The sequence below is a fragment of the Vibrio sp. LB10LO1 genome (assembly GCF_010092875.1).
Classification (GTDB): domain Bacteria; phylum Pseudomonadota; class Gammaproteobacteria; order Enterobacterales; family Vibrionaceae; genus Vibrio; species Vibrio campbellii.
The window spans coordinates 64,345-85,006 of record NZ_JAADJW010000020.1 but is presented as its reverse complement, the minus strand read 5'-3'; the positions used below and the strand labels follow the sequence as shown (position 1 = coordinate 85,006).

Sequence of the window (20,662 nt, the reverse complement as noted above, 5' to 3'; positions counted from 1 at the left end):
TGTTGTTTTGAATGAAAAAAGACCAGCGATGGCTGGTCTTTGTACTTTACCTGTTTTTTCTACTTCAACATAGGCTTAAGGAAGCGAGCTGTGTGTGAACCTTCGATCTGAGACACATCTTCAGGGGTTCCTTGTGCAATGATTTCACCGCCGCCTTGTCCACCTTCAGGGCCTAAGTCGATAATCCAGTCTGCCGTCTTAATGACATCGAGGTTATGCTCGATGACGACAACGGTATTTCCGTGGTCGCGCAGACGGTGCAGTACAGTTAGTAGCTGTTGGATATCGTGGAAGTGCAGACCGGTTGTCGGCTCATCCAAAATGTATAAGGTTTTACCAGTATCACGCTTAGACAGCTCTCGAGCCAGTTTCACACGCTGAGCTTCACCACCTGACAGCGTAGTTGCCGCTTGACCTAAGCGAATGTAAGACAAACCTACATCCATCAGAGTTTGCAGCTTACGAGCAATCGCAGGTACTGGATCGAAGAAAGTACGTGCATCTTCTACCGTCATTTCCAATACTTCATCAATGGTCTTGCCTTTGTAACGTACTTCAAGTGTTTCGCGGTTGTAGCGTTTACCTTTACACACATCACAAGGAACGTAAACGTCAGGTAAGAAGTGCATTTCTACCTTGATTACACCATCACCCTGACACGCTTCACAGCGACCTCCGCGTACATTAAAGCTAAAGCGCCCCGGTTTGTAACCGCGAGAGCGCGACTCTTGCGTGCCAGCAAACAGTTCACGAATCGGAGTAAAGATTCCCGTGTAAGTGGCTGGGTTTGAGCGTGGCGTACGACCGATAGGGCTTTGGTCAATGTCGATAACTTTATCGAAGTGCTCTAAACCTTTGATCGCTTTATATGGTGAAGGTTGCGCCGTTGTTGCGCCGTTCAACTGGGTATGAGCAATCTTAAAGAAGGTATCGTTGATCAGAGTCGACTTACCTGAGCCGGATACACCGGTAATACAACTGAACAAGCCAACAGGAACGGAAAGGTCGACATTCTTTAAGTTGTTACCTGTCGCGCCAACTAATTCAACGGTTTTCTTTGGATCGCGTGGTGTACGCTCTTTTGGTACCGCAATCTCTTTCGCGCCACTGAGGTACTGACCAGTCAATGAGTTCGGATTGGCAATGATCTCGTCCATCGTACCTTCGGCGACCACGTTACCACCGTGTACACCGGCACCTGGACCGATATCGATCACGTGATCGGCACAACGAATCGCATCTTCATCGTGCTCAACCACTAATACCGTGTTACCTAAATCTCTTAGGTGAGTCAGAGTTTTCAATAGACGTTCGTTATCACGCTGGTGGAGACCAATTGATGGCTCATCCAGTACGTACATAACACCTACTAGACCCGCACCAATTTGGCTCGCTAAACGAATACGTTGAGCTTCACCGCCTGATAAGGTTTCCGCGCTGCGTGATAAGTTGAGGTAGTTCAAACCAACGTTAACTAAGAATTGCAGGCGGTCGTTGATTTCCTTCATCACTTTTTCAGCGATTTGGGCGCGTTGGCCTTCGAGCTTCAAAGAGTGGAAGAATTCTAAAGCGTCGGCGATGCTGAGTTCAACAATCTCCGGTAGTGTCGTATCGGCGATAAAGACGTTACGAGCTTCAAGGCGCAGACGAGTACCGCCACAGCTTGAACAAGACTTGGTAGAGATGTATTTCGCGAGCTCTTCACGTACCGAGTTAGATTCAGTGTCGCGGTAACGGCGTTCAAGTGTATTCAGGATTCCTTCAAAAGGATGGCGCTTAACGCGAATGTCACCACGATCGTTAATGTACTTGAACTCTACTTCAGTACGCCCCGATCCTTTAAGAATGATGTCTTGGATTTTCTTTGGTAGAGCGTTAAATGGTGCGTGAAGATCGAAGCCGTAATGATCTGCCAGCGCAGTCAGCATCTGGAAATAATAGTAGTTCTTTTGATCCCAACCTCGAATCGCACCTTGTGCCAAACTCAGAGTTTCATCTTGAATAACTCGGCTTGGATCAAAATATTGCTGCACGCCCAAACCATCACAAGTGCCACACGCACCTGCTGGGTTGTTGAATGAGAACAAACGAGGCTCAAGTTCTTGCATGCTGTAGCCACAAATAGGGCAAGCAAAGTTAGCTGAGAAGATCACCTCTTCGCCGTCGCCGTCCATTGGTGCCACAACCGCAATACCACCAGAAAGCTCTAGCGTGGTTTCGAAGGATTCAGCCAAACGTTGCTGCAAATCTGGGCGAACTTTAAAGCGGTCCACAACCACTTCAATAGTGTGTTTCTTGTGCAGTTCTAACGGCGGTGGATCAGAAAGATCGCAAGTTTCGCCATCGATGCGTGCGCGGATGAAACCTTGAGCAGCAAGGTTCTCTAAAGTCTTAACGTGCTCACCCTTACGCTCTTTCACGATAGGAGCAAGTAGCATCATTTTGCTGCCTTCTGGCAACTCTAAGACTTTATCGACCATCTGGCTGATGGTTTGAGCGGCTAGAGGCGTATGGTGCGTCGGACAACGAGGCTCACCAACGCGAGCGTAAAGTAGACGCAGGTAATCGTATACCTCGGTAATGGTACCGACGGTAGAACGTGGGTTGTGTGATGTTGATTTCTGCTCAATCGAGATCGCAGGAGACAAACCTTCGATGTGGTCAACATCTGGTTTTTCCATAAGAGACAAAAACTGGCGTGCGTAAGCTGATAAGGATTCGACGTAACGTCTTTGACCTTCAGCATACAAAGTATCGAATGCGAGAGAGGATTTACCAGAACCACTCAAACCAGTAATGACAATCAGTTTATCGCGGGGGATAGTGAGGTTGATGTCTTTGAGGTTATGGGTGCGGGCACCACGAACTTCTATTTTATCCATCGTTTTTGCTCTATGTATAACCAAGTGACGCAAGTATTACATAGTGTGAGAAATGTGCAAAGAAAATACTGGACAAAAAAACAGTAAACAAAAAGCCCAGCATTAAGCTGGGCTTTCTAATCAATAAGTTCGAGTTGGTTACGCTTCTTTCTTCGTAGCGTGTTTGCCTAGCTCAGACTTCTTTTCATCTTTTAGGTATAGGTTTTCGAAGCAGTAGTTTGTTGCTTCGATGTAGCCTTCTACGCTACCACAGTCGAAACGTTGGCCTTTGAATTTGTATGCCAACACACAGCCTGCTTTTGCTTGCTTAAGTAGTGCGTCAGTGATTTGGATTTCGCCACCTTTACCCGGTTCCGTGTTTTCGATCAGCTCGAAAATATCTGGAGTCAGGATGTAGCGACCAATGATTGCTAGGTTGCTTGGCGCGGTACCTTTCTCTGGTTTCTCAACCATGTCATCTACGCGGTAGATGTCATCTTTGATCATCTCACCAGAGATAACGCCGTATTTGTGAGTTTCTTCTTCTGGTACTTCTTGAACTGCAACGATTGAGCAACGGAACTGTTTGAATAGCGCTACCATTTGAGCCAGTACGCCTTCTTGTTCGTTCACACAAAGATCATCTGCAAGTACCACAGCAAATGGTTCATCACCTACAAGTTCGCGACCAGTTAGGATCGCATGGCCTAGACCTTTCATCTCACGCTGGCGAATGTAGGTAAAGTTTGCAGAGTCAATGATTTCACGGATATCAACCAACAGTTCTTCTTTGTTTGTACCGCTGATTTGGTGTTCCAATTCGTAGTTTTTATCGAAGTGGTCCATGATTGAGTGTTTACCACGGCCAGTCACGATACACATGCCGTTCATGCCTGCTTGGATCGCTTCTTCAACACCGTATTCAATCAGTGGCTTGTTCACTACAGGCATCATTTCTTTAGGCATAGACTTGGTCGCAGGGAGGAAGCGCGTACCGTAGCCCGCTGCAGGGAACAGACATTTTTTAATCATTGGGGGAATATCCTTTCTCATTATTTAATCAAGAATCTGGGCATCACTTTAACACGAGAGGTGCATATGAATCATGAATTAAGTAGGAAAAAATATGAGAATCGGAGCCTAAAGAAGCATGAGCAATCACCACTTTTACAAAATTTGTGTTGCTCATCATTGTTTTATGACATCAGGTTTTGGTCAGCCCAAGCAATCGCTTGTACACGGTTTTTGACCGAAAGCTTCTTAAAAATCTGATACAGGTGAGACTTGATAGTGAATTCGCTCACGAATAACTCTTCGGCCATTTGATTGTTTGATGCGCCAGCTTGCAGGCAGCGAAGTACTTGCAGTTCACGAATGGTCAAATCGACGGTGGCAGGAGCGGTGTGGGTACTAATGACGTTACGATAATAATGGAGAAGTTGACTGGTGACATTACGAGGCAGCCAGTTTTGACCATTAATGATTTCCTTTAACCCTTCGCCAATCTGCTCAAGAGAACTCTCTTCATAGAAGATGCCTTTCAATTGACCAAACGCCAATAGCTCATCTGTCGTCAAACGTTTAGGAACGTTGAACACGACTGTTTCGAAATTCTTCCAAATCAGGGGAAGGTTTTTTATCGATAGAACCAACTCTTTGTGCTCACTGAAGTCGATAAGCAAGATTTTATTGCGGTGCTTCGGGTTTGCTTCCATTAGTGCTTGGGTCGAAATGACGGGGATGTCGATATCTGTATACTTCTCCAGAGCTTCGACCTTTTTCCCTGCATCCTCTTCCATGCTGATTAGAAAAAGTTTTCTCGCATAAGCCGATTTTTTCACGCGCCTTAATCTCCTTGAGTAAAGTTTCTTGAGTTCGAAAACGCGGATACGTTGGCATCAATCATCACTCAGAGCTATAGAAAGGGAGGAGAAATGCGTTGAGATTCAAAGGTTCACGAAACGATGTCTGCAAAACGAATCAAAAATGCTACGCCTTGAGCTTGAAGTGAGATTTCGATTCCACAATACGTTGCCTCAGAACACAATGGGGATTAGGCTTTAATCAAAACATCAAAGCGTGTATTCTTATGCGCTAAAATTTTATATAGATCCAGAGTGAAACGGAGCACATCATGGCCAGCCGTGGAATTAACAAAGTTATTTTGGTGGGGAATCTAGGTAACGACCCTGAAATTCGTTACATGCCTAATGGCGGTGCAGTAGCAAACATCACGATTGCAACTTCTGAGTCATGGCGTGATAAAGCGACTGGCGAACAGCGCGAAAAAACAGAATGGCACCGTGTTGTGCTGTTCGGCAAACTTGCTGAAGTAGCAGGCGAGTACCTACGTAAAGGTTCTCAAGTTTACGTTGAAGGTCAACTTCAAACTCGTAAATGGCAAGACCAAAGTGGCCAAGACCGCTACTCAACAGAAGTGGTTGTTCAAGGCTTCAATGGCGTAATGCAAATGCTTGGTGGCCGTGCTCAAGGTGGCGCACCAATGGGTGGTGGTCAGCCTCAACAGCAGCAACAAGGTGGTTGGGGTCAACCTCAACAACCAGCTCAGCAGCAATACAATGCTCCTCAGCAACAGCAACAGCAACAGCAACAGCAACAGGCTCCGCAGCAACCTCAGCAGCAATACAACGAGCCACCAATGGATTTCGACGACGATATTCCGTTCTGAGTCGACTGAGTATTGAATTTAAAAGGCCGCGAATTTCGCGGCTTTTTTATTATCTTCGTGCTTGTATCACGGGCTCAATCATTTCAAATTGTAATTAAAAGACAGTAACTCTCAAATCACGAATGATGTCTTGTTTCTTTCCGCCTCAGCTTCTCACATTCACGCGAATGCGATTGTCTAGTGAAGGCTTATCAAGTATAAATATTTCAATAAGGTATATGATGAATAGAAAAGGAATTTGGTATTCATGAGGTATACCCCAACTCTTAAGCTAAGCACGCGGCTGGTGGCCTTTGTCACTATGATCGTTATATGCGCAATGTTTATCTTGTTTGTCGGTGGCACCCTCTCTTTCAAACGACTAGGACAAGAGTATCTCAACCATTATTTGGAAGGGATCGTTGAAGTAGTTGATAAAGAGATGGAAGACCCAGACGCAGCCTATTCGATGCAGCGCTGGATGCCGAAGATGCTGCAGGCGAGTAACATTGTCGAAATGACGTTGTCGACGAATAACGCCGTTGTTTACCGTTTCAAAGATACTTCTCATAAGATGGATAGCTCGGTGTTGTTTGAGCATGAGTACCAACTCACTCACAACCAAGACTACGTCATCTATTTTAAAGCGATCCCTCCTTATTTAGGCTACGGCTACTCGATGCAGGCATTGTGGTCAATCACGCTTGCCGTCGTTCTGATCATTTTCTGTTTGATGCGTGGTGTTAAGTGGCTCAAAGAGCAACTTGCGGGATCGGAAATGCTTGAAGAGCGTGGACGCATGATCCTAGCAGGGCGAGTCGAACAATACGCCAAAGGCGATGAGCGAGAATGGCCATATACAGCCAGTGAAGCGCTAGATGTATTGATCGAAGAGCTTCAAGATGCGCGCCAAGAGCGCAGCCGCTTTGATACCTTTATTCGTACTCAAACCTTTCTTGATAAGCTCACTGGTACTGCAAATCGTGTGCTGTTTGATAGCAAGCTTGAATCTGCTTTGTTAGAAAGTGGTGCTCGTGGCTCAGTGATGCTGATCCGCATTCAAGATTGGAAATCCGTTGAAGAAGAGCAAGATAAGCAAACTTGCGACGAGTTTATTGTTGAAGTTGGTAGCTTACTTTCTAACCTTGTACAGCGTTACCCAGATGCGGTGTTTTCCCGTTACTACAATGCAGACTTTGCATTGTTTTTGCCTCATCAATCGGGCAAAGACGTGGCGAACTTAGCTTCTCAATGTATTCGCCAGCTAGAAAAACTCCACCCTCCTTATCCGTTGGATGCTGACAATTGGTGCCATATCGGTATCACTATGTACAAAGAGGGTGAACGTCATAGTCAAATCATTGATGAAGCAGAGACTGCATTGCGCAGTGCCCAGTTGCAAAATAACAACAACTGGAGCCGCTTTAAGAAGTGGAATCACGACGAGGAAGCACGAGGCAGTGTGAGATGGCGTACGCTATTTGATTCAGCACTCACAGCTGAAAATGTGATACTCTACGCACAATCCGCCTATCTAATAAGTGATGTGGCGCATAAAAAACCTTTGCACGAAGAGTTAACATGTCGGATTCGTGATCCGGAAAATGGCATTGTTAAAGCTTCTCGCTTTATTTCTGCCGTTCGACAAGTCGGTTATGAAGCGCAGATGGACCGCGCAGTGGTTAATAAATTCTTAAAAGACTTTAAACATAGCTTTGATAGCTCTAATTGCTATGTACTTAACTTACATGTTGTGCCTTTTGGGCAACGAGAATATTTCAAATGGTTCCGTGATGAACTCTTACAGTTGTCACGAGAGCAAAGAAAGTGTCTCACTTTTGAGTTTGTCGAAGCACAATTTGTAAGACACTTAGACTTTATGCGACCAGTCGCTAAAATGCTGGCCGGTTTAGAGTGTCACGTCATGATTGGGCAAGCTGGACGCACGATCGTCAGTACCCATTATCTAAAAGAAGTGGACATTCGTTACCTTAAGCTCCATCGCAGTTTGGTAACTAAAATCGATCAGAGACATGAGAACCAGTTGTTTGTCCGCAGTATGTTGGGTGCGGCCGCAAACAGCAAAACAAAAATAATAGCAGTGGGAATTGAGAATAAGCACGAATTGAACACCCTGAACGAATTAGGGGTTCATGGCGGGCAGGGACGTTATTTCTCTCCAGAAGAGCAGTATCTACCTAGATCCAAGCCAACCATTATTTCTCAAGCGGACTCTCAAGTGAAATTGGGACGACGAAATCGCTGGCGAAAAAAATAAAGATAATAATCATGGATTTTAAAGCAGTACTCGATAAGCTCAAGCGGTCATCGGTTGGTGGTCGTAAGTGCTTTTTGGTCATTCAGCCAGACGCAGTTTATTTATCATCACCAACGAAAAGCAGTCGACCGTCCAAATTTGAAATCACAGAATCAAATTGGGAGCGCGCTTGTGAGCAAGCGCTAAGTGTTGCTGCCAGCTCTTACGACTCGTTGGCGGTTGTGCTTTCTCACAACTATTACCAGATGTACCAAATCGACAAGCCAGCAATGCCACGAAACGAGTGGCCTTCGGCGTTGCCGTTCTTGTTAAAAGAGCTTATTTCTGAACGTGCTATCGACATTATTGCTGATGCCGTAGAACTGCCTAACTCAAATAAAGTTCAAGCATATGTGTTGTCGCGCAAAATCCTCGACAAGATTGTACTGCTTGCCAACCGAGTACAACTTACACTTGAATCTATCATTCCTGAAGATGACATCTGGGGTGACACTTCGGGTGAATTAGGCAACTTCCTACTTCTACAACGCAGTGCGCGCGGTCACTTCCGTATTAGCGCATTCGTTGAGCACACCATTGCATTTCATCGTTCCATTCGCAGTGTGACGCCACCATTAACAGGTGTACCTTCAAGTGACTTACAAATGGACAGTTTGTCACTGGAACTGCAACGATCGATAGATTACCTCTCTTCTCAACTGCGTCATGTCCAGTTACATCAATTGAAAGTGTGTTGTGATGACGAAGACGAGAAAGAGCTGGTTGAATCACTCAATTACCGTCTAAGCACCAAGGTGTCTCCTCTGCTAGCAGAAGAGCATGAGCTATCAGGTCATGTATTGGCGGACACCGCGGCGGCTACAGCGAGTGCTCGACGCGTCAACCTTTATCCAGACTTCCTTAAACCGAAGAAGAACCTGTTAACACTTAAAAATGTTGCTATATCTTGGGGTGTTGCTGCTTCATTTATCTTTATCTCTTATGGCTATGTTACTTGGCAAAGCCGAGGCGTCGAAGATGAAATTAAAATCGTGAAAAGCCGTGGTGACATTATGAAGTCTGAGTTGCAACATCAACAGGCTAAGCTTCGCAAGCACCAACCAGATACCAACAAATTGGCGGCGAAAGCACGTTTGGAACGCGAAGTGAAAGCGAAGCGTGACTCACTCAAAGCCGTCGGCAAATACGATGACTCGCAGCGCACAGGGTACTCTGGTGTGATGCAGTCTCTTGCTAAGTTGGGCAGCAACAACATTTCTCTTTCTACCATTCGTATCGACAATACCACTTTAGATCTCAAAGGCTTGGCAAGATCGCCAAGTGCGGTGCCTAACTGGGTGAGCCAATTTAAGAATGAAATTAGTCTTGTTGGACGTACTTTTGATGATGTGAAGATTGGTCGTAACGAAGACAACATTGTGACCTTTGAATTGAAGACGCGTGGAGACAAAGAGAAATGAACGAATTTTGGTCCTCTTTAGAAGAGCGTTTTGATGAGATGAGCGCACGCGAAAAGGTATTGATTGCCTTGTGTGGTCTTGTCACGGTCGTCATGCTGCTGTTTACCTTGGTGCTAGAGCCAAAACTGAATGAAGTAAATAGCAACGATAAACAGTTACGTAATTCGAAACTGACTAATCAGCAGACGGAAATTGAGATATTGCGTATTCAAGCTCAGCTCAAGAAAGATCCGAATGCCGAAATTGATCAAGCCATCTCTCAACTGCTGACCGAAAGCCAGCATCTATCAATGCAGCTTTCTGAAATCATTGAGCACTTGATTACACCTTCACAAATGGCGAGCTTGCTCGAAAGTGTGTTAGAGCAGCAAAGCGGGATTCACTTGGTATCGCTACAGACTTTACCAGCTGAGCCGATAACAGAAGACAAAGAAGCATCGCAATACTCGGGCTATTACGTGCACCCTGTGCGCATGGAGCTGACGGGCGATTACTTTTCGATTGCGAACTACCTGACGAAATTAGAAGGCTTACCAGCAAGTTACTACTGGCGTAGCTTTAGTTACAACGTAGAAGATTACCCTAAAGCAAAACTTGTACTGGAAGTGTATACCCTAGGTTCACGAGAGGAGTTTATTGGTGGTTAAGAAACTCATTATCTCTTTAGCTTTTGCGGCGGTTGCGAGTAGCAGTTTGGCGAGCCAAGACCCAACGGCACCTTTGGGGTGGACTAAGCCTGCGGCGGAGCAAGCGAAGCCAAAAGCGAAACAGCATCGCTTGCCAACATTAAACAGCATCGTGTGCAAACCAAGCACATCATGTGTGGCAATTTTAAATAACCGAATTGTTGAGCCTGGGGCAAAACTCAATGGCTACCGAGTAGCGAGCATCAACAGTGAATTTGTAACTTTAAAGCGTGGTGACCGTCAGTGGAAACTAGAGCTTTTTGGTTTAAACGTAAAAAAATAATAACCAGAGCCTGATCAGATATGCGCAAATTAGTTGTAGGAATCGTGATTGCTTCCTTAATGGGTTGTTCTATGGGTCACCGTGACCCGGTAGAAGTGAAGCAAGTACTTAATGAATCTATCAATGAAGCAAACAGTCGTGCACTAGAAGATATCCCGTCTTCTGTGCAAGCCGATCTTATGCCGAATCTAGACTCAAACGTGTCTTCAAAAGAAGGGACTTTGAAGCGTTTTCGAGTTCAAGCTAACGCGGTTGAGGCGCGTAGCTTCTTTGCTTCTTTAGTGAAAGGTACAGAATACAGTGTGGCAATCCATCCTGCGGTGCAAGGTAACATCACCGTTGACCTTTCTGATGTCACATTAGATGAAGTACTGAATGTTGTGCAGAACATGTACGGCTATGACGTAGTGAAGTCAGGTAAAGTGATTCAAGTTTACCCTGCTGGTATGCGTACCGTGACGATTCCTGTGGATTACCTTCAGTTCAAGCGTTCTGGTCGTTCATTGACAAGTATCGTCACTGGCTCTGTAACGTCGGCTGGTACCTCTAATTCTGGTGGCGGTTCTGATGATTCTGACTCATCAGACTCAAACAACAATAATGGTGATGGCTCTACGACATCAACCGGCGGTACTCGTATTGAGACCATTACTGAAAGTGATTTCTGGCCAATGCTGCAGCAGGCGGTTGCTAACCTGATTGGTTCAGGCAAAGGTCAAAGCGTTGTTGTTACACCGCAAGCTGGTGTGATTACTGTACGTGCTTTCCCTGATGAGATCCGCGAAGTTCGTGAGTTCCTTGGTGTGTCGCAAGAGCGCATGCAGCGTCAAGTAATACTCGAAGCGAAGATCTTAGAAGTAACATTGAGCGACGGCTATCAACAAGGTATCAATTGGTCAAATATGTCTGCCTCCATCGGTAACTCGGGCAGTATTGTGGTTGATCGTAATCCAGTGACTCTGCCTCTAGACGCTATTGGTACTCTTCTAGGTGGACAAACGAACGTCACCTTCTCCGATGGTAACTTTAAAGCTGTGATGAACTTTATGGCGACGCAAGGTGATTTGAATGTGCTCTCTAGCCCGCGTATTACCGCAGCAAACAACCAGAAGTCCGTCATCAAGGTGGGTACTGATGAGTACTTCGTAACTGAGCTTTCTAGTAACGCTGGTAACGGTGAGAACTCGAATGCTGTTCCTGAAGTCGAACTGACGCCTTTCTTCTCTGGTATTTCTCTGGATGTAACGCCGCAAATCGATAACAAAGGCAACGTGTTCCTACACGTTCACCCTGCGGTTATTGAAGTAGAAGAAGAGATTAAACAGCTAAACCTTGGTGGTGATTTCCAAAACATTCAGTTACCACTGGCGAAAAGCTCCATTCGTGAGTCTGACTCGGTGATCCGTGCCAAAGATGGTGATGTGGTTGTGATTGGTGGTTTGATGAAGCAGCAAAACCTAGAGCAAGTATCGAAAGTGCCTTTCCTAGGTGATGTACCTGCGCTGGGTAATTTGTTCCGTAACATCAATAATGTGACGCAAAAAACAGAGCTGGTTATTTTGCTGAAACCAACCGTTGTTGGCGTGAACACATGGCAGAAAGAGCTAGAGCGTTCACGTGATTTGCTACAAGAGTGGTTCCCTGACGCTGAGTAATCAGCGTTGGGAGTGTCGTAAACGTGGTTCTGTGATTCGACTATGTACTTGTCGCATTTTGGATTTCGAGTTCAGCCTTTCTCACTGACCCCAAATACAGAAATGTTTCTTGGGTTAGTACCTCACTACGAGGCTATTCAAACCATAATGGCTGCGGTCAAAATGGGTGAGGGGGTGATTAAAGTGACTGGCGAGGTCGGCACGGGCAAAACCATGGTTTGTCGTAAGCTGATTGAGCAAGTCGAATCTGAAGTTGAACTCGTTTACTTACCTAACCCTGTACTAAATGGCGAGCAGTTACAGTTTGCGGTTGCACGAGAGTTAGGTATTGAAGATACCGACCCACTCAAAGTCGTCTCACTGATTCAGGAGCGTTTGATCCAAATTCATAGTTTGGGAAAAAAGACGGTACTGATTGTCGACGAGGCACAAGCTTTGTCATCCGAAGCTTTAGAAACGCTGCGCCTATTTGGCAACTTGGAGACCGAGCAAGACAAGTTGATTCAACTGGTGTTGTTTGGTCAGCCGGAACTGGATGAGCGACTTGAAACCCACGAGCTACGTCAGTTCCGTCAGCGAATTACGTTTAGTTGTCAGCTCCGGCCTCTCTCGATTGAAGAGGGGGTAGCTTATATCAACAACCGTTTAGACAAAGCTGGCAACGGCGCGCATATTTTTTCGATTGAGCAGAAGAAAGCGATTTGGCGTTCTGCGATGGGCATCCCGAGGTTGATCAACCAAATCAGTCACAAAGCCCTGCTCACTGCGTTCAATGACCGTTGCACGTTATTAAAGAATCAACACGTTTACGTAGCAATGCATGACACCTTCGATGCGCGTAAACCTAAGTTTAAAACTCCCAGATTTTGGGGATGGAGCCAACCTTGAGTGCCATCAATAAAGCATTATCAGAACTTGCTGAAAAAGAGTCGCCTTCAGAGTTAACTCGGGCGGAAATTCCAAGTATTACTCGAAGCAAGCCATGGCTGTGGCTGGTGGGAGGCTTTTCTTTAAGCTTAGCCGTCGGAGGTTGGGCGGTTTCTCAAGGCCCTACGTCGATAGAAGAAGTACCTTTAACTTCAGACGCTTCGGTAAATCACATTGCTGCAGAAGCATCACCAGTGGTTGCAGTAAGTCACTCTCCGACGAATAAGGTGACGCCTCAATTAGATAATGTGGTTTACACGCAAAGAATAGAGAAGCCTAAAGTCACAGTGCAATTACCTGTCGTGGAACCCGCACCAGAAGTGGATGATTTTGCTTCGCGAAGAGAACTAAGCACTGCTCCAGAGCAGCCTATTTTACTGGCTAGCTTAAATAACGGCGTCAGCCGAACTGCGAACGTTTCTCATGAAAGTTCAATGCGTATTGAGCAGGTTGAACTCACGCATCAACAGCTCGCCGAAAAGGCATTGGCCCGTGCAGATAAAGCGATGGATGCCAATGACATGAAAACCGCATTATCTGCATTTGGTGAAGCGCTTCGCTACCAACCGACTAACCTTGAAGCTCGCCAAAAGCTTGCGGCGTTGTATTTCGGTAAAGGCGATACACGAAAAGCCTATGAGATTCTGCAAACAGGCATTTCTCTGGACCCGAACAATCAGCCTTTACGTCTAGCGCTATCCAAACTACTGGTAAAAGCAGATCAGCCAGAAGCCGCATTGAGCCCATTAGTGCATTTGCCGCCAACACCAAGCCGCGACTATTTAGCGATGCGAGCCGCACTTGCTCAAAAGCAGAAACAAAATGACATTGCCCTAGAAAGCTATCAACTATTGACTCAGCGTGAGCCAGAAAATGCGCGCTGGTGGCTTGGTTTAGCCATTCAACAAGAGCGAGCACTTGCCTTTACTCCGGCTATTGCGTCTTACCAAAAGGCGTTGGGCAAAGTCGGTATTTCGAATCAGTCTCAGGCATTTATTCGTGACCGCTTGAATATTTTAAAGCAACTGGAGAACGCACAATGAAAATTCAGTTGAGAAAACGCTTAGGCGACCTATTGGTTGAAGAGGGTATTGTCTCTGAAGATCAGGTCCAGCAAGCCCTGAGTGCTCAGCATAGCACCGGACAAAAGTTGGGCGACGCTCTTATCGATCTTGGCTTTATCAGTGAAAAGCAGATGTTAGACTTTTTGTCTCAGCAACTTGGCTTACCATTGATCGATTTAAGCCGTGCGCCTGTTGATGCTGATGCTGTGCAGATCTTGCCAGAGGTGCATGCGCGCCGCCTACGTGCCATGGTTGTTGCTCGCAATGGTGACACGCTGCGCGTTGCTATGAGCGATCCTGCCGACCTGTTTACGCAAGAATCATTGATGAACTTGCTCGGTGAGTACGATTTAGAATTTATCATTGCACCTGAACGCCAGTTAGTCGAAAGCTTTGACCGCTATTATCGCCGAACCAAAGAAATCGCGTCGTTTGCTGAACAGCTGCAAGCTGAGCACCAAGATGTTGAAGGCTTTGATTACGGCATTGATGAAGGCGACAGCGAAGAAGTTACCGTTGTAAAACTGGTTAACTCGATGTTTGAGGATGCTGTTCAAGTTGGCGCGTCGGATATTCATATTGAGCCAGACGACAAGGTACTGCGTTTACGTCAACGTGTCGATGGTGTACTCCATGAGACACTTCTAAACGAAGTGAATATTGCTTCTGCATTGGTACTACGCTTGAAATTAATGGCGCATCTCGATATCTCTGAAAAGCGCTTACCTCAAGATGGTCGATTCAATATCAAAGTTCGTGGTCAATCGATCGATATTCGTATGTCGACTTTGCCAACGCAATACGGTGAATCAGTGGTAATGCGTTTGCTAAACCAATCTTCTGGTTTGCGTAAGCTTGAAGATTCCGGTTTACCACCTGAGTTACTTGCTCGTCTTCGTCGTCAGCTTTCTCGCCCACACGGAATGATCTTAGTTACGGGGCCGACAGGCTCCGGTAAAACCACCACACTTTATGGTGCGTTAAGTGAATTAAACGTGCCGGGCAAGAAGATCATCACCGCAGAAGATCCAGTGGAATATCGTTTACCACGCATTACTCAGGTTCAGATCAACAGTAAGATCGATCTAACGTTTTCTCGCGTGCTACGTACCTTCCTACGTCAAGACCCAGACATCATCCTTATCGGTGAGATGCGTGACCAAGAAACGGTTGAGATTGGCCTCCGTGCTGCACTAACTGGTCACTTAGTACTAAGTACCTTGCACACTAACGATGCGGTGGACAGTGCGTTACGTATGATTGATATGGGTGCGCCTGGTTACTTGGTCGCGAGTGCGGTGCGTGCCGTCGTAGCTCAACGACTTGTTCGTCGTGTCTGTCCTGATTGTAAAACAACGGATGTGCTTGATGAGGCTCGTCAGCAGTGGCTTGCGGGTCGCTTCCCAAATCAAATCGGCACTACTTTCCACAAAGGTGCAGGTTGTCAAAACTGTAACCTGACCGGTTATCGTGGCCGAGTTGGTGTGTTTGAAATGCTCGAGCTAGAAAATGAGATGATGGACAAGCTGCGTGCTAATGATGCTGTAGGCTTTGCTCAAGTGGCGCGCCGCTCAGAAAACTATAAGCCTCTGTTGGCTTCTGCTATGGAGCTTGCACTGCAAGGCACCGTGAGTTTGGATGAAGTTATGGCTCTTGGTGAGGGCGATGCTTCTGGTAAAACCGACCCAATTTTCATGTAGGTAAGTGAATGCCAACTTTTCGTTATCAAGGCCGCACCTTAGACGGCTCATCAGCCAGTGGCAAAGTCGACGCGGTGAATTCCGAAGCGGCAGCGGAAGCATTGATGAATAAGGGGATTATTCCTCTAAACCTGCGTTTAGAAAAAGAAGCGGTCAAAAGCAAAGTCAGCTTATCCAAGTTACTTGTGCCTGCGATTCCGCTTGAAGTGATTATTCTGTTTTCACGTCAGCTTTTTAGCTTGACCAAAGCTGGCGTGCCATTGCTGCGCTCTATGCGTGGCCTGCTGCAAAACTGCGAAAACAAGCAACTTAAGGAAGCGCTTGAAGAAGTTGTAGCGGAATTGAGTAACGGTCGTGGTCTTTCCTCCGCGATGCAACCACATACCAAAGTGTTTAGCCCGTTGTTCGTTTCGATGATCAACGTGGGGGAAAATACGGGTCGCCTAGACCAAGCCTTGCTACAGCTAGCAAACTATTACGAACAAGAACTGGAAACGCGTAAGCGCATCAAAGCAGCCATGCGCTATCCAACTTTTGTCATCGTGTTTATCACCATCGCGATGTTTATTTTGAACATTCTGGTTATCCCAGAGTTTGCCTCCATGTTTACGCGCTTTGGTGTTGAGTTACCGCTGCCTACCAGAATTTTGATCGCAACGTCGAACTTCTTTGTGAATTATTGGGGCTTGCTGATCGCCGCGATCATTGGTGCGTTTATTCTTTTCAGATCTTGGGTAGCTACCGCTGACGGTCGAGAGAAGTTCGACAAACTGCGTTTAAGGCTGCCTATTGTTGGTGACATTGTGAACCGTGCCCAGCTTTCTCGATTTTCAAGAACCTTCTCGTTGATGCTGAAATCCGGTGTGCCTCTAAACCAGTCATTGGCACTGGCTGGTGAAGCGCTAGGTAACAAGTTCTTAGAGAACCGAATTTTTGAAATGAAATCGGCGATTGAAGCGGGCAGTACCATTTCAGTTACGGCAATCAACAGTAAGATTTTTACGCCTCTGGTTATTCAGATGATTGCGGTCGGTGAAGAAACTGGTCGTATTGATGAACTGCTATTGGAGGTCTCAGACTTCTATGACCGTGAAGTGGATTACGACTTAAAAACCCTAACTGCACGAATAGAACCGTTACTTTTGGTCATTGTAGCAGGCATGGTTATGGTGTTGGCACTCGGTATCTTCCTGCCAATGTGGGGGATGCTGGACATCATCAAAGGCGGCTAACGGCGTGGTCGAAAATCAAAGCCGAGCAACGTTGATTCTTGCAGGAATCGTCGGGGTTATTGTTCTGGGCGTATTTATACAAAAGTTGAAACCGATAGAGCAAGAAGCGCAAGATACAGGCGCGAAACTTGCCAAGGTTTGGATGCAAGATAGTGTGCAAAGATACCGCCAAGCGTGGCTTGTACATGGACAGCCTAAGCAACTGTTTATGGACGGTTTTAAGCTTAACATGACGGACGGGGGCTTGGTGTCACCTTTCAAACCAAGCGGTGTACTCGATTGTGACTATTGGCTATCGGTTCATTACCCACAACGTAAAATTATGGCGAGTGAATTGTTAGAAATTCGTGGAGCAATTAAAAGTAATAGTTATACATGTCATTATACTTATGAAAATGGACAAAGAGTTGTTGTTATATCAGACGCTAATTACCTGAAAATAGACGTCGAAATTTCGGCGGAGTGAATTTTTTGACACTTAAGTACTATAAATAGGAATGAAAGTCGGTATAATGCAAACATTACCATAAGAAAAAGGTTGTAATGAAAAGTAAACCAAACATGGGATATCTTTTTTGCACGGCTTTAACTTAACAATGGCGAATCGTCATTCTGCTCAAGCGGTAGAAAAAGGGCTCAATGGATAAACATTGGTTTATCGCTGAGATGCCACACCGTTTTGACATTATCCAAAATGGTCGCATGACCGATAAACTTTGCAGTCACTCTGCATGCTTACATAGAGAGAGTAAACAATGAAAAGACAAGGTGGTTTCACCCTTATCGAATTGGTAGTGGTAATTGTAATCCTAGGTATTCTAGCGGTAACTGCAGCACCACGTTTCCTTAACCTGCAAGACGATGCTCGTAACTCTACACTTGAAGGGTTAAAAGGCGCTATTACTGGTGCGTCAGGTATTGTATACGGTAAATCAGCTATTGCGGGTACGGAAACTGCTTCTTCAGAAACTGATTTAGACCTAGGTAATGGTGAAACAATCAAAACTATTTACGGCTACCCTGTTGCAACTCTAGCTGCTTTACAAGAAGTAGTAGATGGTCTGGGTGCTGATGAAGACTTTGTTGAGAAAGCCGGTTCTGCCACAGGTAAGGTGTATTTTGGTATTGATAAGTACACTAAAAAGTGTGTTGAGTACACTCAAGCTACCTCTTCGGCTGTTGCATCTACTACTGTAGTAGATACAGGTGCTAGCAACCTTTGTAACGATAAGTAATCGTAATTGGTAGAGGCCAGCTAGTCTGGCCTTTATCTCTTTATTTTGATTAATCTCGGAATAGTTCATATGCGTAAATCATCGGGTCTTAGTGCAATAGAGTTTGTAGTTGTACTGATTATCTTAGGTGTCGTCGGTTATGTGGTATTACCAAGATTTATCAGCTTCGAGCCAGAAACTTATGAAGCAAAGTGGGAGCAAACTAAGCAAACCGCTGAGCACGTTTCTGAGACGTTAAGCAATAAAGAAACTTACGATCGAATTGAAGAAGAATTGGAGCGCTCTAAAGGAGAGAAATAACCTGCCGATGGTTATTTGTACACTTGCTCACAGTTCGAATTTAAAAATTATAAATCTATCATTATTCTCATAATTTCATCGTATACTTATTTCGCTTGTCCTAAGCCTAAGGTTGGGTTATGAAAATTCGCAGCTCTGCATTAGGGTTTACATTAATGGAGCTGATCCTAGTGATCGTCCTCCTTTCCATTCTTTCTCTCTATGCTGCTAGCCGCTTTATGGGCAAGGGCAGTGTTTCCGCGTTTGCGCTTCAAGAACGGGCTATTTCAGTGATTCGCCAAGTACAGGTGAATCGCATGCAATCAAATACCTCAACCACGGATACCAACTTCCAATTAGAAGTTTCCTCTAGTTGTATCGGCTCAGTTGCGGCTTGTTCGCTGAGTGGTAATGAGAAGGACGCCCGTAGTGACTTGGTTGAAGATTCCGCTGCAACGTTCAGTCTAACTGGAGCAACAAGTCCAATTAGCTTTGATTTATTAGGGAATCCATTAAGTGTTGCTTCCGATGGTGTGTCTATTCTTATCCGCGATGTAAATGGTCAAAGCCAATGTCGAGTGCTGATTAACTCTCAAGGTTATGTCTCTGAGGGCTCATGCTCATGAGAAAGCAACTCGGTATGACCTTAGCTGAAATGATCATTGCTATTGTCCTGATGGGCATTGCGATGGTGGCATTTACCTCCTTCCTTGTTCCTCAAATTCGTGACTCCGCGATGCCACATTATCAAACCCGAGCAACCGCGCTTGGGCAAAGCTTTATGTCGCAAATTTTGGCGCGTGGTTTTGACGAGAACAGCGACTTTGATGGTGGTTTATTGCGTTGTGGAGAAAGTACGCTTGGAGCACCAAATTGTTCGAGTAACCTCGGTCCTGACTCTGGTGAGTCCATTCCTGAAAACTTTAACGATGTCGATGATTACATCGGTTGTTGGAGTACGCCAACGACGGTTGCTCAATGCCAAGAGACGAGCCGAGGTAATATTTCAGATATCTTGGGTTCAAGTAGCGAAGATAAGTACCGTAACTTCCGAGTTGAAGTTAGCGTGGCATATGATGATCTGAGCGCCACGCCACCGACAGGCATCACTAACTATAAAAAAGTCACAGTGAGAATCTTTGCGAGTAATGCTCAGCCGCTCACACTTACCGCCATACGAGGTAACTACTGATGAAAACTCGTGGTTTCACCTTAATGGAAATGATCGTTACGATCGTTATCGGCAGCTTTATCATGCTTGGCATTGCAGGCTACGTGCAGTTGGGCATGAAAGGCTATGCGGATACGATTGATCGTCAGCGAATGCAAACTCAAGCGCAGTTTGTATTAGAAAAAATGTCTCGTGAAATTCGTCACGCTGTTCCAAATAGCTTTCATGTACCTGCAGGTGCAGCAAACTGTTTGGAATTTGTGCCGATTGAGTATTCAGGCTTTTATACTCTGACGAATAATGACTTGGAGTTTTTACTCGGTAATGACTCTACGCTAAACCCCATACCTGCTAACCGTTGGATGGTGATTAACCCAAGTCGCTACGAAGACTTACAATCTGCCTCTCCACAGAGTTTAGCGGTCGGCGGTTTAGCCAAAACTGGCGATGTTTTTGTTGTCAGTGGTGCAGCAAGTACGATTGGTGGCACTTCCATTTCTAGCCGTCATTACATCTACCAGAACAATTCAGAAGTTCGCTATTGTTTCGACAACAAGCGCGTCACGCGTAATGGCATTACGGTTGCGGACAGTGTCGATACTTCGACGAGTGATATGCACTACCTCGAGCCAACACTTCAACGTGGCGGTATCGTGCATATCAACTTAGAGTTCACTCAAAACGGGGAGCGTAGTGTTTACCAACAAGACGTGCAGGTGCTCAATGTTCCGTAAAAATGCTCAGCAAGGCAATGTCCTGATCGTCGTTTTGTTCGTCATCATTGTGATGGGCTATTTAGCTGCATCTCTAATGAAGGTGAGTTGGTCAAATCAGAGTACGTTGACTCGCGAATTTCTAGGCACTAAAGCTTGGTTTATTGCGCAATCTGCCAATGAGTGGGCACTGACTCAGCTATATCCTTTAAACGATACGAATCCTGATGTAGCCAACTTTTGTGCTAACACGGTAAGTGGCGCTACACCAAATGTTACACAAGGCACTGGCTGTCAATTAAGTGCTATGACATGTTCAAACATTGGTACCTTCAATGCAGGTACCTCTGAAGCTGAATCTCTATTTAGAGTGCAAGCCACAGCAATCTGTGGTTCCGGGGTTGCACAAGTACAGCGACAACAAGAGATTTGGGTTAGGGAGTAAATCAT

Annotated in this window: 20 protein-coding genes; 17 read left to right on the top strand and 3 right to left on the bottom strand. The window is 45.6% G+C overall.

Annotated features, from left to right (window positions below):
* Nucleotides 1–59 precede the first annotated feature (59 nt).
* The 3 genes from uvrA to GXP65_RS15520 form a co-directional block, all read right to left on the bottom strand.
* Entirely contained in the window at nucleotides 60–2,882 is a 2,823-nt protein-coding gene (uvrA, locus tag GXP65_RS15530) for an excinuclease ABC subunit UvrA (protein ID WP_162093190.1), read from the bottom strand.
* Between the two features lie 138 nt (nucleotides 2,883–3,020).
* Nucleotides 3,021–3,893, bottom strand: coding sequence for a UTP--glucose-1-phosphate uridylyltransferase GalU (galU, locus tag GXP65_RS15525; protein WP_005432802.1), 873 nt, complete (start codon nucleotides 3,891–3,893; stop codon nucleotides 3,021–3,023).
* Nucleotides 3,894–4,057: 164 nt separating this feature from the next.
* On the bottom strand, nucleotides 4,058–4,702 hold the full coding sequence (locus GXP65_RS15520) for a LuxR C-terminal-related transcriptional regulator (protein WP_005432827.1): 645 nt from the start codon (nucleotides 4,700–4,702) through the stop codon (nucleotides 4,058–4,060).
* A 293-nt stretch (nucleotides 4,703–4,995) separates the two neighbouring features.
* Here GXP65_RS15520 and GXP65_RS15515 point away from each other — a divergent pair, with 293 nt between their 5' ends.
* The 17 genes from GXP65_RS15515 (at nucleotide 4,996) to GXP65_RS15435 (ending at nucleotide 20,657) form a co-directional block, all read left to right on the top strand.
* The gene (locus GXP65_RS15515) at nucleotides 4,996–5,550 is read left to right on the top strand and encodes a single-stranded DNA-binding protein (protein ID WP_162093189.1); all 555 of its coding nucleotides are present in this window, start codon (nucleotides 4,996–4,998) and stop codon (nucleotides 5,548–5,550) included.
* A 247-nt stretch (nucleotides 5,551–5,797) separates the two neighbouring features.
* The gene (csrD, locus tag GXP65_RS15510; protein WP_162093188.1) at nucleotides 5,798–7,807 is read left to right on the top strand and encodes an RNase E specificity factor CsrD; all 2,010 of its coding nucleotides are present in this window, start codon (nucleotides 5,798–5,800) and stop codon (nucleotides 7,805–7,807) included.
* A gap of 11 nt (nucleotides 7,808–7,818) precedes the next feature.
* Nucleotides 7,819–9,267: an MSHA biogenesis protein MshI gene (locus GXP65_RS15505; RefSeq protein ID WP_162093187.1), complete on the top strand. Its 1,449-nt coding sequence runs from the start codon at nucleotides 7,819–7,821 to the stop codon at nucleotides 9,265–9,267.
* Nucleotides 9,264–9,914 (top strand): type II secretion system protein GspM, encoded by a 651-nt coding sequence (gene gspM / locus GXP65_RS15500; RefSeq protein WP_038891137.1) that lies wholly within the window; start codon nucleotides 9,264–9,266, stop codon nucleotides 9,912–9,914. Before GXP65_RS15505 ends, gspM begins: the two co-directional genes overlap by 4 nt.
* Complete coding sequence (locus tag GXP65_RS15495; protein WP_043883545.1) at nucleotides 9,907–10,236, top strand: hypothetical protein; 330 nt, start codon at nucleotides 9,907–9,909, stop codon at nucleotides 10,234–10,236. Before gspM ends, GXP65_RS15495 begins: the two co-directional genes overlap by 8 nt.
* A gap of 20 nt (nucleotides 10,237–10,256) precedes the next feature.
* Nucleotides 10,257–11,891 carry a pilus (MSHA type) biogenesis protein MshL gene (gene mshL, locus GXP65_RS15490; RefSeq protein WP_162093186.1) on the top strand — a complete coding sequence of 545 codons (1,635 nt, stop codon included), beginning with the start codon at nucleotides 10,257–10,259 and terminating at the stop codon, nucleotides 11,889–11,891.
* Nucleotides 11,892–11,933: 42 nt separating this feature from the next.
* On the top strand, nucleotides 11,934–12,779 hold the full coding sequence (locus GXP65_RS15485) for an AAA family ATPase (RefSeq protein WP_010648148.1): 846 nt from the start codon (nucleotides 11,934–11,936) through the stop codon (nucleotides 12,777–12,779).
* A complete protein-coding gene (locus GXP65_RS15480; RefSeq protein ID WP_162093185.1) occupies nucleotides 12,764–13,861 on the top strand; it encodes a tetratricopeptide repeat protein in 1,098 nt (365 codons plus the stop codon). The genes GXP65_RS15485 and GXP65_RS15480 overlap by 16 nt, the downstream gene beginning before the upstream one ends.
* Nucleotides 13,858–15,582: a GspE/PulE family protein gene (locus GXP65_RS15475; RefSeq protein WP_162093184.1), complete on the top strand. Its 1,725-nt coding sequence runs from the start codon at nucleotides 13,858–13,860 to the stop codon at nucleotides 15,580–15,582. The genes GXP65_RS15480 and GXP65_RS15475 overlap by 4 nt, the downstream gene beginning before the upstream one ends.
* Nucleotides 15,583–15,590: 8 nt before the next feature.
* A complete protein-coding gene (locus tag GXP65_RS15470) occupies nucleotides 15,591–16,814 on the top strand; it encodes a type II secretion system F family protein (RefSeq protein ID WP_162093183.1) in 1,224 nt (407 codons plus the stop codon).
* 4 nt (nucleotides 16,815–16,818) lie between these two features.
* Complete coding sequence (locus GXP65_RS15465; protein ID WP_162093182.1) at nucleotides 16,819–17,280, top strand: MSHA biogenesis protein MshF; 462 nt, start codon at nucleotides 16,819–16,821, stop codon at nucleotides 17,278–17,280.
* Between the two features lie 289 nt (nucleotides 17,281–17,569).
* Entirely contained in the window at nucleotides 17,570–18,049 is a 480-nt protein-coding gene (locus GXP65_RS15460) for a type II secretion system protein (RefSeq protein ID WP_162093181.1), read from the top strand.
* A 69-nt stretch (nucleotides 18,050–18,118) separates the two neighbouring features.
* Entirely contained in the window at nucleotides 18,119–18,349 is a 231-nt protein-coding gene (locus tag GXP65_RS15455; RefSeq protein ID WP_045382732.1) for a hypothetical protein, read from the top strand.
* Nucleotides 18,350–18,468: 119 nt separating this feature from the next.
* Nucleotides 18,469–18,954: a type II secretion system protein gene (locus GXP65_RS15450; protein WP_162093180.1), complete on the top strand. Its 486-nt coding sequence runs from the start codon at nucleotides 18,469–18,471 to the stop codon at nucleotides 18,952–18,954.
* A complete protein-coding gene (locus GXP65_RS15445) occupies nucleotides 18,951–19,520 on the top strand; it encodes a type II secretion system protein (RefSeq protein WP_162093179.1) in 570 nt (189 codons plus the stop codon). Before GXP65_RS15450 ends, GXP65_RS15445 begins: the two co-directional genes overlap by 4 nt.
* Nucleotides 19,520–20,233: a prepilin-type N-terminal cleavage/methylation domain-containing protein gene (locus GXP65_RS15440; protein WP_162093178.1), complete on the top strand. Its 714-nt coding sequence runs from the start codon at nucleotides 19,520–19,522 to the stop codon at nucleotides 20,231–20,233. The genes GXP65_RS15445 and GXP65_RS15440 overlap by 1 nt, the downstream gene beginning before the upstream one ends.
* Nucleotides 20,223–20,657: a hypothetical protein gene (locus GXP65_RS15435; protein WP_031848476.1), complete on the top strand. Its 435-nt coding sequence runs from the start codon at nucleotides 20,223–20,225 to the stop codon at nucleotides 20,655–20,657. Before GXP65_RS15440 ends, GXP65_RS15435 begins: the two co-directional genes overlap by 11 nt.
* The last annotated feature ends 5 nt before the right edge of the window (nucleotides 20,658–20,662 follow it).

What these genes read in the sequence shown, in the direction of transcription:
- GXP65_RS15480 (WP_162093185.1), top strand. Translation starts at nt 12,764, where the DNA reads ATGGAGCCAACCTTGAGTGCCATCAATAAAGCATTATCAGAACTTGCT.
- uvrA (WP_162093190.1), bottom strand. Translation starts at nt 2,882, where the DNA reads ATGGATAAAATAGAAGTTCGTGGTGCCCGCACCCATAACCTCAAAGAC.
- GXP65_RS15515 (WP_162093189.1), top strand. Translation starts at nt 4,996, where the DNA reads ATGGCCAGCCGTGGAATTAACAAAGTTATTTTGGTGGGGAATCTAGGT.
- GXP65_RS15440 (WP_162093178.1), top strand. Translation starts at nt 19,520, where the DNA reads ATGAAAACTCGTGGTTTCACCTTAATGGAAATGATCGTTACGATCGTT.
- GXP65_RS15435 (WP_031848476.1), top strand. Translation starts at nt 20,223, where the DNA reads ATGTTCCGTAAAAATGCTCAGCAAGGCAATGTCCTGATCGTCGTTTTG.
- GXP65_RS15485 (WP_010648148.1), top strand. Translation starts at nt 11,934, where the DNA reads ATGTACTTGTCGCATTTTGGATTTCGAGTTCAGCCTTTCTCACTGACC.
- GXP65_RS15450 (WP_162093180.1), top strand. Translation starts at nt 18,469, where the DNA reads ATGAAAATTCGCAGCTCTGCATTAGGGTTTACATTAATGGAGCTGATC.
- GXP65_RS15460 (WP_162093181.1), top strand. Translation starts at nt 17,570, where the DNA reads ATGAAAAGACAAGGTGGTTTCACCCTTATCGAATTGGTAGTGGTAATT.
- galU (WP_005432802.1), bottom strand. Translation starts at nt 3,893, where the DNA reads ATGATTAAAAAATGTCTGTTCCCTGCAGCGGGCTACGGTACGCGCTTC.
- gspM (WP_038891137.1), top strand. Translation starts at nt 9,264, where the DNA reads ATGAACGAATTTTGGTCCTCTTTAGAAGAGCGTTTTGATGAGATGAGC.
- GXP65_RS15475 (WP_162093184.1), top strand. Translation starts at nt 13,858, where the DNA reads ATGAAAATTCAGTTGAGAAAACGCTTAGGCGACCTATTGGTTGAAGAG.
- GXP65_RS15445 (WP_162093179.1), top strand. Translation starts at nt 18,951, where the DNA reads ATGAGAAAGCAACTCGGTATGACCTTAGCTGAAATGATCATTGCTATT.
- GXP65_RS15455 (WP_045382732.1), top strand. Translation starts at nt 18,119, where the DNA reads ATGCGTAAATCATCGGGTCTTAGTGCAATAGAGTTTGTAGTTGTACTG.
- GXP65_RS15470 (WP_162093183.1), top strand. Translation starts at nt 15,591, where the DNA reads ATGCCAACTTTTCGTTATCAAGGCCGCACCTTAGACGGCTCATCAGCC.
- GXP65_RS15505 (WP_162093187.1), top strand. Translation starts at nt 7,819, where the DNA reads ATGGATTTTAAAGCAGTACTCGATAAGCTCAAGCGGTCATCGGTTGGT.
- mshL (WP_162093186.1), top strand. Translation starts at nt 10,257, where the DNA reads ATGCGCAAATTAGTTGTAGGAATCGTGATTGCTTCCTTAATGGGTTGT.
- csrD (WP_162093188.1), top strand. Translation starts at nt 5,798, where the DNA reads ATGAGGTATACCCCAACTCTTAAGCTAAGCACGCGGCTGGTGGCCTTT.